The sequence below is a fragment of the Enterobacter sp. 2VL genome, from assembly GCF_005503595.1.
GTDB lineage: Bacteria > Pseudomonadota > Gammaproteobacteria > Enterobacterales > Enterobacteriaceae > Enterobacter > Enterobacter cancerogenus.
The window spans coordinates 131023-143132 of the sequence record NZ_SCNE01000008.1 but is presented as its reverse complement, the minus strand read 5'-3'; the positions used below and the strand labels follow the sequence as shown (position 1 = coordinate 143132).

Sequence of the window (12110 nt, the reverse complement as noted above, 5' to 3'; positions counted from 1 at the left end):
ATTGTTAAAGAGCAGTTGCGACGCGCTTTAGCGCTCTGTCGCGAGGTGGCGTATATTACGCTTTCCTCTTTCAGAGTCAACCCTGAATCTCAGGATTTTTTCTCTTCAACCGACCGGGTTGTCTGTGAAGTGATTCACATCCGCCGTGTCGATGGAGGCGCATTATAGGGAGTTCTCGCGCCGCCGCAACCGCTAAATGACAGAAAAATGACTGACTGCTGCATTCCACAGCAAAACCCCGCCTTATACCTTTTTACGCACAGACTTATCCACAATCGGGCCTGCCCGCGCTGCGCGATCCTACATTTAGCGAGACAAAATCGACTATACTGGCGAAAAATACTCCCCGGCAGGCCACCCCATGACAACACAACGTCTCAGCCGAGACTGGCGTATCCCCACAGCAGGAATAATGCTGCTGGTACTCCTCTTCGCAGGATTCAGCATGCATGCCCACTGGAATGCCTTTATCCAGTGGTGTCTGGCAACGCAGATTACCCTGCATCGCTATCTGGTGATGTACCTGCTTCAACTGAACAATCACCAGTACAGCGGTGGATTATGGCTAATAACGGGTGCTTTCCTTTATGGCGTACTCCACGCCATAGGTCCGGGCCATGGCAAATTCATTGTCACCACCTATCTCAGCACCAATAAAGAGAGCGAGCTCGCCGCACGCGTTGTCCCCTTTCTTGGCAGCCTGATGCAGGGCGCCAGCGCCGTTCTCTTTGTCTTTATCCTGGCCGTGGGTTTTAACCTCGCCTCGGGCGATATCAGCACCAGCCGCTGGTATGTAGAGAAGATAAGCGCGGTGCTGATTGGCGCATTCGGCGCGTTTGTCATTTACCAGGCACTGAAAAGCCTGCGCCCGCGCAGAATGACCATTCGGGCCATCAGACCGCACCAGCACGATGAAAACTGCGGTTGCGGGCACCACGGCGTGGGCGCGGACCTGACAAAAGGTGACTGGAAAACGCGCCTGGGCGTGATTCTGGCAATCGGCGCGCGGCCATGCAGCGGCGCAATAATGATCCTGATGTTCTCGAACGCACTGGGGATTGTGACGTGGGGGATCGCCGCGGTAATGACGATGTCGCTGGGAACAGCGCTTTCTATTATGGGGTTATCGCTGGCAGTACGTTACGCCCGTGAACGTACGGTGGCCTGGTTCGGCGGCAGCTCCTCGTTGAGCTGGCTGGTTCCGGCGGTCAAAATTGCCGGCGGGGTCATTCTGATCCTGTTTGCCACCGTCCTGTTCCTGACGGTGATCCCCATCAGCGCCAACGGCGACTACATCGCTGCAGGATGCTAAAAAAAACCCGCCAGCGGCGGGTTTTTTATTACTCGTTAATCCGTGGATGTTGATCCACCAGTCGGGTGCGTTTTTTCTGAAGCTCTTCAATCTCTGCGTCAATGTCTTCAATCTTCTGCTCTACGTTATCGTAGTGCTCACGCAGGATATCCTTCGCTTCCGCAATATCCGAAGCGGCAGGCGTCGCCCCTTTCAGCGGGCGGTTAGCCGTCTCCTTCATGGTGATACCGGTAATCAGACCAATCACCGCAATGACCATCAGATAATAAGCCGGCATCATCAGGTTCTGGGTGCTTTCCACCAGCGAGGCGGCAAGCGTCGGGGTCAGGCCCGCAATCAGAACCGAGATATTAAATGCGGCGGCCAGCGCGCTGTAGCGAATATGCGTCGGGAACATCGCCGGTAGCGTCGACGCCATAACCCCGATAAAGCAGTTAAGGATCACCGCCAGCATCAGCAGCCCGGCAAAAATCAGGCCCAGCACGTTACTGTTAATCAGAATAAACGCGGGGATCGCCAGCGCAAACAGCGCAACGCTACCCAGAATAATAAAGGGCTTACGGCCAAAGCGGTCGCTCATTAACCCCATAATCGGCTGCACGAACAGCATACCGACCATGATGGCGATAATAATCAGCACGCCGTGGTCTTCAGAGTAATGCAGGTTATGCGACAGGTAGCTCGGCATATAGGTGAGCAACATGTAATAGGTCACGTTGGTCGAAATCACCAGACCGATACAGGTCAACAGGCTGCGCCAGTGCTTAGTCGCAATCTCTTTAAACGACACTTTCGGGCCGTCCTGCAGTCCTTCACGGTCGCCCTGCTCCAGCTTCTCAACGTGCTGCTGGAACGCCGGTGTCTCTTCTAATGCATGACGCAGGTAAAGACCAATGATGCCCAGCGGCAATGCTATAAAGAACGGAATACGCCAGCCCCAGTCGAGGAAGTTCTCTTCACCGACAACTGTGGAGATCAGAACGACCACGCCTGCGCCCATGACAAACCCGGCAATCGAGCCAAAGTCCAGCCAGCTTCCCATAAAGCCACGCTTACGGTCCGGGGAATATTCCGCGACGAAGATCGACGCACCGGTATATTCACCGCCCACCGAGAAGCCTTGCGCCATTTTACAGAGCAGCAGCAGGATCGGAGCCCAAATACCAATAGAGGCGTAAGACGGAATTAGGCCGATACAGAATGTACTTATCGACATAATCACAATAGTAATAGCAAGGATTTTCTGGCGACCGTATTTGTCACCCAGCATCCCGAAGAACAGGCCGCCCAGCGGGCGAATCAGGAAGGGAACAGAGAACGTACCCAGTGCTGCAATCATCTGCAGGCTGGGATCGGCACCGGGGAAGAATACTTTACCTAACGCGTAGGCCACAAAGCCGTAGACACCAAAATCAAACCACTCCATCGCATTACCGAGCGAGGCAGCGGTGATCGCTTTACGCAATTTCGCGTCATCAATAATAGTGACATCGCGAAGCGTGATGGGTTTTACCTTTTTCCTTCTAAGCATAGCTTTCCTCGTAGACTCAGCCCTGTCCGTTCCACAGTCTTTATGGCGATCTGTGAACCTGAGATCCGCTCCATGCGAATCTCCTAATTCAAGCGTAGCAGGTTTACTTACATTGACGTTTCACGTCGATACAACCGAACCTGTTGACGCCTGCATGGGCAGTTAATGACCTCTTTACCCTACCAGCGTTTATATTTGTGATCAACTTCACATATATATTTCCCCCTCGTCAGCTTTCGTCAATTCATGCCAACGGCGTCTTTTTTACGCGCTTCGGGTTTAACCCTCCTCGCCGTTTTTGCACACCGGCAACAAGAAATAAACCACATTTCTTCACATCAACTTTACATAAAGTTTAATTATCAAAAAGTGCGTCTGATGTTTACATCAAATATGTGACAAAGATAACTAAAACACTGTTTTATTTTCATTGAATCATCATTCCAATGATCGCATGATAAATCCGAACTTAGCGCTCCCGGCGCGTTCTGCTGAACGTGTTCAGAAAGACCTTAATTAATTTTATTGCATGGATAACACATTAACCGATTCCTGAGTCGATTAATCAATTGAATTTATTGCACTATTTTTTAAATTTTCCGCCAACCACGCGGGACGAGATGTGAGGGTTAAACATGAAGATTAAAGCCACGATAGAACGCATTCCCGGTGGGATGATGCTGGTTCCGCTGGTACTTGGTGCAATCTTAAATACGCTGGCACCGGATACCGGGGCATATTTTGGCGGATTCACAAAAGGAATGATAACCGGCACGGTGCCAATTCTTGCAGTATGGTTTTTTTGTATTGGTGCATCAATAAACTTACGCGCGACGGGCACCGTATTACGCAAGTCCGGTACGCTGGTCCTCACTAAAATTGCCGTCGCCTGGATAGTGGCAATGGTCTGCGCGCTGTTTATTCCCGAAAACGGTATTCAGACCGGATTCTTTGCAGGGTTATCCGTTCTGGCCGTCGTCTCCGCAATGGATATGACCAATGGTGGTTTATATGCCAGCCTGATGAACCAGTACGGCACCAAAGAAGAATCCGGGGCATTCGTATTGATGTCGCTGGAATCCGGTCCGCTGATGACAATGCTGATCCTCGGTTCTGCCGGTCTGGCGTCATTCGAACCGCATCATTTTGTCGGCGCGATCCTGCCGTTCCTGATCGGTTTTGCGTTAGGCAACCTCGACCACGATCTGCGTGATTTCTTCAGTAAAGCCACGCCGGTGCTGATCCCGTTCTTCGGTTTCGCGCTGGGTAACACTATTAACCTGAATGTGATCCTCGATACCGGCCTGCTGGGCATCGTTCTGGGTGTGGCGGTCATCGTCATCACCGGTATTCCGCTGATCATCGCCGACCGCGTGATAGGGGGGGGAAACGGCACGGCAGGGGTTGCCGCCTCTTCAGCTGCGGGTGCCGCGGTAGCAAACCCGGTGATCATCGCCCAGATTAACCCGGCGTTCGAACCGGTTGCCGCCTCCGCCACCGCCCTGGTTGCCGCCAGCGTGATTGTCACCGCGATTCTGGTACCTATCATTACCGCGCTGTACGCCAAACGCTTCGGGAATGTTGCACCAGAGCAACCGAAGCCTGAGCCTGTCGAAATGCATCATTAACACCATCGAGCCATCCCCTCACCCTGTGGGTGAGGGGAAAACGTTAACTGAAAATCTCTTCAACCATCCCGTCCGCCAGCCGTCTGGCAGAGCACAGCCTCGGCATACCCAGCGCCACCGTTTGCCAGTTTTGCGTCACAGACCAGCTCACCGGATGACTGTCCGCCTGACACCAGTCGCCCAACCAGCCGAGCATGTCTTTATGATCCATTAGCCCGGGAGCCGCAGGCGTCGTTAGCCATTGATGATAAAAATGTCGGGTCGCGGGAGAAGCATTAATTTCCTGCGCAAGGTAGCTGGCCGCCATGCTGCGCAGGTCACCCTTAAGCATTACGGCGACGTCTTCATTTGCCAGGCGACAGGCATCGCCAAACGCCCCCCAGCGCAACTCCTCCAGGGCAATATAGCACCGCCCGGCAAGCGACCAGCCGTCATAATGCCCGGCGCGCCAGCGGGTAAAAATCTGTTCGCTGTGCTCCCCTGCCTGCACGGTAAGCCCGCGCTGGGTAAGCGCCTTCTCTTTATAAGCGGCACGTTGCTGAAAATGCGAAGAGAGTTCGCTGTACTGCTGAAGAAGGCCGGGAGACTGCGAAGCGCGCGGGCCTGCCTGCTGGCGCAGGGTCTGCAGTTTTTCCGTCATCCGGGTCAGCGCCAGATGGCCCGGGTCGAGCATACCGGCTAATTTTTCCGCCAGCCCCAGTCGCAACGCTGCATTTTCGTTGAGCATTCCCGCCATCGCCCACGGCCGCAGCCGGGTATGCGTCATTATCTCCTGCGTCAAACGCTCACGAAACTGCACCTGCTGCGGCCCGAGGTGGGCATGACGCGTCGCGTCCACCCCCTGAACCAGATCGACCATAAATTTTGGATGAATACACTCCAGCGTCCGCCCGGGACCGTCCAGTAGCTGTGTTGTCATGGTTGCTCTGCCGCGAATAAGGTTTGAATATCGTCGCGTAACAGTCGGGTATCTTCCTGAATCCACGTCGCAGTTGTAATACTTTGCTTCAACAGCTGGCTGAGCGCCCGGGTGGCGTGCTCATTTTGCTGACGAACTGCGAGGCTATCACGCAAGCTTTCTTGTAACCCGGTCAGGCATAGCGAAAATTCTGCAAAGAACGTTGCCATACCCGCCCTGACAGAGACATCGACCTGCGCCGACAAAGCTTTACGGATTTGTTCACAAAACTGGTCAATATGCTGCTTAAACTTGTCATGGAGCTGACCAACGTCAATAACATACCGCGTTCGCGTCACCACATAATCTTCCCAGCCCCAGCCCGGATTGTTCAGCCAGCGGGATACCGTATCGCGCACGCCCCCCGTCACCGACGGCTGTCCGGCCGGGCGGTTATCCAGCACGATAGCGTCGTTGAACAGCCCCCGCGTGTTGAAATTAAGCTGGTTTGCCTGAAACGCCGGGAAGCTGATCCTCGCCCGGAACCCGGCATGGCTCAGCTGTTCCTTAATACGCGTCTCAATAGGACGCATCGCCTCATTCAGCGAGCGCGCCAGCGTAGATTCCAGCTGATCGAAGCGGAGCGCCAGCTCCCGGCTGATTTTGTTCTGCGCATCCAGCATGATCAGCTCGCAGGAAGAGCGGATCTTGCTCAGCACCACCTGCGCCTGCCCTTCATCTTCCAGCACCAGCTGGAGCAGCGCGTCCGGCTCACTACGGCGCGGGCTGTGTGGATCAACCCCCGCGACATTCAATAGCGCCTGGCGGCTAAAGACATCGCCAATCGCCTGTCGAAGCGAGCGATTTTGCTGAGCCATAAACGCATCGGTGGCAGTAAGGGTCTGCTCAACCTCATGCGCCACTTCATCGCTGACCACGTTCTGGCGCGTCTGCAACATCGCCATATCGTCTTCAAGCCGGGCGATATTCAGTTCCAGTTCGCCAAAGGCCACCGTCAGCCCCTGATAGCGGAAATCAAGATACTCCCGGGCGTTTTGCGCATAGTTCAGCAACTTATGCGACGCTGAGCGCAGGGCAAACAGCGACGCATTGGCATAGGCGGCGTAAATCAGCTTACGGATCGGCTGCTCAAACAACGAGTCTTCCCACAGCAGATCGGCGGCATGACGGATATGGTCGATATCATCTAAATCAGCCGTGCGCCAGCGGCGCCCTAGCGCCGCTTCGGCAAAATCCTGCACCCAACGCTGGACCTGATGATTAGGCAACCGCCCGTGAGTGGTCAGCTCATAGCGCGCGCGGTTTGCCAGATACGCCCACATGGATGAGACCGGGTAAATCTGCCCTGGAGAGATATTTCCCTTCATCAGCGTGCCGGAGATCATCGCCCGCACCTGCTCTTCGTCATCGCTGTTGCGATCTTTCTGATCGAATTTATTCACCAGGGCGTACAGCGGCACCGATTTCCCTGCGGCGGAAATCGCCTGGCGCACCTCGTGGTCGGAAATCGACTTAAGCTGGGTATAATCCATTACTGCCAGCACCGCCGAGGCGCGCGCCAGCTGCTCGGCGAGCATTTTTTGCAGATGCGGCTGCCCGGCCTCGTTTGGCCCCGGCGTGTCGAGCAGCGTCAGCTGGCCCAGATGCGCGTCCAGACCCGCCAGGTGAACAAACTCCACCTCAATCACCGGGATGTGCTCAATGGCCGCATATTCAGAGAACGGAAAATCCACGCCCAGCGCCAGCGAGAGGCGAACCAGGTCGTTCAGGCTTTTCAGGCAGTGGAATATCGGCTCGGCCCCCAGGTGATGTTTTTCAAACGCCTCACCTTTTTCGATCCGCTCCAGCAGGGTGTTCATGTCTTTATCAATTTCCAGCCGCTGCGCCAGCTTGCCGCGATCGTAATCGCAGAGCTTTTGCTGCAACTGCTGGATCAACGTATCAATAGGCGAGACATGAGAGAAGTGCAGGATCGGCTCCTTCTGCCCTGGCGTATGGCGGATGAGCGTAGGCAACGCGGTCATGGGCCGGTTACGGTTTGGCAGCACTTCCGTTCCGACAATCGCATTAATGGTGGTGGACTTACCGGCCTTCATGGTCCCGACAATGGCCAATACCATTTCAAGACGGGTTATTTTGCGTAATTCATTATTCAGCAGGGCCTGCTGCGCGTCGACGCCGCGCGTGCTGAAATGCAAAGGCAAAACATTATTCTTTTCACCGCTCATAGCGGATGTTGTGCTGTTCAACATCGCCATCGGCATTGATTTCAACGTATCGAGATTCTGCAGGGAAAGCTGTAACAAGCGTTCAGCTTCCTGGCTTAATTCAAAAATAGTCTGTGTGTGCATGATAAAAGCCTTCCCCTAACGCAAATTTATTACTTTTATTAAGCTACGTTGTTTTAATTATTGTTTTACGGCTTATATGATCACGTATGGAAAACACGTTCGCTAAATATAACTATTTGATGGCAATCAAAAATTAATTACTTTCCGTGCCAGATATGTAAAGCATCACCCTTGACCAGAAAGCCAAAAGATTAAAAGCCAAGCCTGTTTTCAGGAAACTTCAGGATATATCATCATTATTTACCCACCTAAAATGAGGGGTATCCTCTCATCGTCACGGAATGTGTGACCTGAGCGTTCGCGGGAAAATAACAGCGTGTTGCTTAACCTTATCCGAAATGGCAGGGCGTAGCAATTTGATGCAATAAAATATTCGATATATTTAGCGCAATTGCTTTCCGACGAGGTCATATCATCAAAATGACTAAAACGACTGACAGGAAATGTCATTCCCGGCGCGTATTTCACCCGTTTTTATTTCTGAATGTCACCGACAACAGTGTGGATTTGCGCTATACTTGCCGCCTTTTTCGGCACTCTGCCGTCATTTAGCTGGCATTTTCCAGCGTGTTAACCACTTTTGAGGATACCAACATGTCACTTCCACACTGCCCGAAATGCAACTCTGAATACACCTATGAAGATAGCGGAATGTTTATCTGCCCGGAATGCGCTCACGAATGGAATGACGCAGAGCCTTCGCAGGATAACGATGCGCTGGTGGTGAAAGATGCTAACGGTAACCTGCTGGCAGACGGCGACAGCGTAACCGTGGTGAAAGACCTGAAGGTAAAAGGCAGCTCCTCCATGCTGAAAATCGGCACTAAAGTGAAGAATATCCGTCTGGTGGAAGGCGACCACAACATTGATTGCAAAATCGACGGCTTTGGCCCGATGAAGCTGAAATCCGAGTTCGTGAAAAAGAACTGATTTCCCTGCCCGGTGGCGCTTCGCTTACCGGGCTGTCTGGCACTACACTTAATGGGCTTTTCTTACCTGAGGTAATGATTATGCCATTAAGTCCCTACATCTCATTCTCCGGCAATTGTGCAGAAGCGTCCGCCTTCTATCAGCACGCGCTCGGTGCAGACATTCTCTATTCAATGACCTACGGCGACATGCCGAAAGACGACAGCAGCGAAGAAGGCTGCCCCTCCGGCATGCAGTTCCCTGATACGGCCATCGCCCACTCCAACGTTCGCATCGCGGGCAGCGATATCATGATGAGCGACGGCCTGCCGCCCGGTAGCAGCGCGCAATACGCCGGTTTCACGCTGGTACTGGACACGCAGGACGTGGCAGAAGGTAAACGCTGGTTCGATAACCTGGCCGAAGGCGGCAACGTTGACATGGCCTGGCAGGAGACCTTCTGGGCGCACGGGTTCGGGAAAGTCACCGACAAATACGGCGTGCCGTGGATGGTTAACGTGGTTAAACAGCAACAAACGTCGTAGGCGGGATAAGCGCAACGTAGCCGGTAACAACGCCCGGTGACGTTGCGCTGACCGGTCCTGCATGGACTGTCATCGCTTTCACCTCAACTCTTCAACTTCCCGCAACCGGAACTTAACCCAAATGTCATATTGATGCGCCAGCATGAGGCCACATTTTCAATGAGGCCCCGCACATGCAAACCGTCATCCGCGTCGAGAAACTCAGCAAGACCTTTCATCACAACAAGGCTCTGCACGCCGTTGATCTGACCGTCCAGCAGGGCGAAATGGTGGCGCTGCTGGGGCCATCCGGTTCAGGAAAATCCACCCTGCTGCGCCATTTAAGCGGCCTCATTACCTGCGATAAAACGCCGGAAAGCCACGTCGAGCTGCTGGGTAATACCGTCCAGCGCGCCGGCCGTCTGGCGAGCGATATCCGTAAAAGCCGCGCCCAGACGGGCTACATCTTCCAGCAGTTCAACCTGGTGAACCGCCTGACGGTGCTGGAGAACGTGCTCATCGGCGCGCTCGGCAGCACCCCGTTCTGGCGCACCTGCCTGCGCTGGTTCTCTCCCCAACAGAAGCAAGAGGCGCTGCAGGCGCTGACCCGCGTCGGCATGGCCCATTTCGCCCACCAGCGCGTGTCTACCCTGTCCGGTGGACAACAGCAGCGCGTCGCGATTGCCCGCGCCCTGATGCAGAAAGCGAAAATCATTCTGGCCGATGAACCCATCGCCTCGCTGGATCCGGAATCGGCGCGCATCGTGATGGAGACCCTGCGCGACATCAACCAGAACGACGGCATCACCGTGGTGGTCACGCTGCACCAGGTGGACTACGCCCTGCGCTACTGCGAACGCATCGTCGCCCTGCGTCAGGGACATGTGTTCTTTGATGGCGCAAGCCATCAGTTTGATAACGACCGTTTTGACCATCTCTACCGCAGCATAAACCGCGTCGAAGAGAGCGCGCAGGCTGCTTAATTCACCCGATCCGAGGAAAGTACATGAGCTACAAAGCCGTTGCCGCGCTGGCCTTTACCAGCATGTTCAGCATCAGCACCCTGTTAAGCCCGGCGTACGCCCAGGAGCAGGAAAAAGCGCTGAACTTTGGCATTATTTCGACGGAGTCACAGCAAAACCTGAAGCCTCAGTGGGAACCGTTCCTGAAAGATATGGAAACTAAACTGGGGATCAAAGTGAACGCCTTCTTCGCCCCGGATTACGCGGGCATCATCCAGGGGATGCGCTTTAACAAAGTGGACATCGCCTGGTACGGCAACCTCTCCGCAATGGAAGCGGTAGACCGCGCCAACGGCCAGGTGTTTGCGCAGACCGTGGCGGCAGATGGCTCCCCGGGCTACTGGAGCGTGCTGATTGTTAACAAAGACAGCCCGATCAATAACCTCAACGAGCTGCTCGCCAAACGCAAGGATCTGACCTTTGGCAACGGCGACCCGAACTCCACCTCCGGGTTCCTGGTGCCGGGCTATTACGTCTTCGCCAAAAACAACGCCTCCGCCAGCGACTTCAAGCGCACCGTCAACGCCAGCCACGAAACCAACGCCCTGGCCGTCGCGAACAAGCAGGTGGACGTTGCAACCAACAACACCGAAAACCTCGACAAGCTGAAGACTTCCGCACCGGACAAGCTGAAAGAACTGAAGGTGATCTGGAAATCACCGCTGATCCCGGGCGATCCGATCGTGTGGCGTAAAAACCTCTCCGAAAGCACCAAGGACAAGGTGTACGACTTCTTTATGACCTACGGCAAAACGCCGGAAGAAAAAGCCGTTCTGGAGAAGCTGGGCTGGGCACCGTTCCGCGCCTCAAGCGACCTGCAGCTGGTCCCGATTCGCCAGCTGGCACTGTTCAAACAGATGCAGGGCGTGAAGGACAACAAGGGGCTGAAGGAAGAGGAGAAGACCAGCAAAGTGTCTGAAATTCAGGCGCAGCTGGACGATCTCGACCGCCTGACCGCCGCGCTCGGCGCGATGACCAGCGTGAATAAAGCGGTGCAGTAAATCTTTTCTCCCTCTCCCTGTGGGAGAGGGCCGGGGTGAGGGCATCAGCGCGCACATTTCCCCCTCACCCTAACCCTCTCCCTCAAGGGAGAGGGGACTAAACCCAAAGGAGTCACCATGCAAACCATCACACTCCCACCGCCAAAGCGCAGCTGGTTCTCGCTGATCAGCTGGGCCATCCTGCTGGCGGTGCTCGTTATCTCCTGGAAGGGCGCGGAAATGGACCCGCTGCTGCTGGTCAAAGACGCGGGCAACATGGCGACCTTCGCCGCCGATTTCTTCCCGCCGGACTTCAGCCAGTGGCAGGATTACCTTGGCGAAATGGCCATTACCCTGCAAATCGCCGTCTGGGGCACCGCCCTCGCCGTCATCCTCTCCATCCCGTTTGGCCTGATGAGCGCCGAAAACATCGTGCCATGGTGGGTTTATCAGCCGATGCGCCGCCTGATGGACGCCTGCCGCGCCATCAACGAAATGGTCTTCGCCATGTTGTTTGTGGTCGCCGTCGGTCTCGGCCCGTTTGCGGGCGTAATGGCGCTGTTTATACACACCACCGGCGTGCTCTCCAAGCTGCTCTCCGAAGCGGTGGAAGCCATTGAACCTGGCCCGGTCGAGGGCATACGCGCCACCGGGGCCAACAAAATTGAAGAGATCCTCTACGGCGTACTGCCGCAGGTCATGCCGCTGCTGATCTCCTATTCGCTCTACCGCTTTGAATCCAACGTTCGCTCGGCAACCGTCGTCGGCATGGTCGGCGCGGGCGGGATTGGCGTCACCCTGTGGGAAGCGATTCGCGGCTTCCAGTTCCAGCAAACCTGCGCCCTGATGGTGCTCATCATCATCACCGTCAGCCTGCTGGATTTCCTCTCTCAACGTTTGCGTAAGCACTTCATCTGAGAAGCGAGGCTTTGTT

At 54.8% G+C, this 12110-nt stretch carries 10 protein-coding genes; 7 read left to right on the top strand and 3 right to left on the bottom strand.

What is annotated here, in order from left to right; translation table 11 throughout:
* The first annotated feature begins 361 nt into the window (after positions 1-361).
* Positions 362-1312: a nickel/cobalt transporter gene (locus FFS28_RS17935; RefSeq protein ID WP_137903611.1), complete on the top strand. Its 951-nt coding sequence runs from the start codon at positions 362-364 to the stop codon at positions 1310-1312.
* Positions 1313-1340: 28 nt separating this feature from the next.
* On the opposite strand, the gene proP is transcribed toward FFS28_RS17935, so the two are convergent.
* The gene (gene proP / locus FFS28_RS17930) at positions 1341-2843 is read right to left on the bottom strand and encodes a glycine betaine/L-proline transporter ProP (RefSeq protein WP_137903610.1); all 1503 of its coding nucleotides are present in this window, start codon (positions 2841-2843) and stop codon (positions 1341-1343) included.
* 635 nt (positions 2844-3478) lie between these two features.
* Here proP and kdgT point away from each other — a divergent pair.
* Positions 3479-4471 carry a 2-keto-3-deoxygluconate transporter gene (gene kdgT / locus FFS28_RS17925; RefSeq protein ID WP_137903609.1) on the top strand — a complete coding sequence of 331 codons (993 nt, stop codon included), beginning with the start codon at positions 3479-3481 and terminating at the stop codon, positions 4469-4471.
* Between the two features lie 43 nt (positions 4472-4514).
* On the opposite strand, the gene FFS28_RS17920 is transcribed toward kdgT, so the two are convergent.
* On the bottom strand, positions 4515-5390 hold the full coding sequence (locus FFS28_RS17920; protein WP_137903608.1) for a diguanylate cyclase regulator RdcB family protein: 876 nt from the start codon (positions 5388-5390) through the stop codon (positions 4515-4517).
* Positions 5387-7741 carry a clamp-binding protein CrfC gene (crfC, locus tag FFS28_RS17915; RefSeq protein ID WP_137903607.1) on the bottom strand — a complete coding sequence of 785 codons (2355 nt, stop codon included), beginning with the start codon at positions 7739-7741 and terminating at the stop codon, positions 5387-5389. Before crfC ends, FFS28_RS17920 begins: the two co-directional genes overlap by 4 nt.
* Positions 7742-8335: 594 nt before the next feature.
* Here crfC and FFS28_RS17910 point away from each other — a divergent pair.
* The 5 genes from FFS28_RS17910 to phnE all read left to right on the top strand — a co-directional run bounded on the left by FFS28_RS17910 (position 8336) and on the right by phnE (position 12094).
* Entirely contained in the window at positions 8336-8671 is a 336-nt protein-coding gene (locus FFS28_RS17910) for a zinc ribbon domain-containing protein YjdM (protein ID WP_042321114.1), read from the top strand.
* An 80-nt stretch (positions 8672-8751) separates the two neighbouring features.
* Positions 8752-9195, top strand: coding sequence for a VOC family metalloprotein YjdN (gene yjdN / locus FFS28_RS17905; RefSeq protein ID WP_137903606.1), 444 nt, complete (start codon positions 8752-8754; stop codon positions 9193-9195).
* A 173-nt stretch (positions 9196-9368) separates the two neighbouring features.
* The gene (phnC, locus tag FFS28_RS17900; RefSeq protein ID WP_006177344.1) at positions 9369-10157 is read left to right on the top strand and encodes a phosphonate ABC transporter ATP-binding protein; all 789 of its coding nucleotides are present in this window, start codon (positions 9369-9371) and stop codon (positions 10155-10157) included.
* Positions 10158-10180: 23 nt separating this feature from the next.
* The gene (gene phnD, locus FFS28_RS17895; protein ID WP_137903605.1) at positions 10181-11197 is read left to right on the top strand and encodes a phosphonate ABC transporter substrate-binding protein; all 1017 of its coding nucleotides are present in this window, start codon (positions 10181-10183) and stop codon (positions 11195-11197) included.
* 117 nt (positions 11198-11314) lie between these two features.
* Complete coding sequence (gene phnE / locus FFS28_RS17890; protein WP_006177347.1) at positions 11315-12094, top strand: phosphonate ABC transporter, permease protein PhnE; 780 nt, start codon at positions 11315-11317, stop codon at positions 12092-12094.
* Positions 12095-12110: the final 16 nt, after the last annotated feature.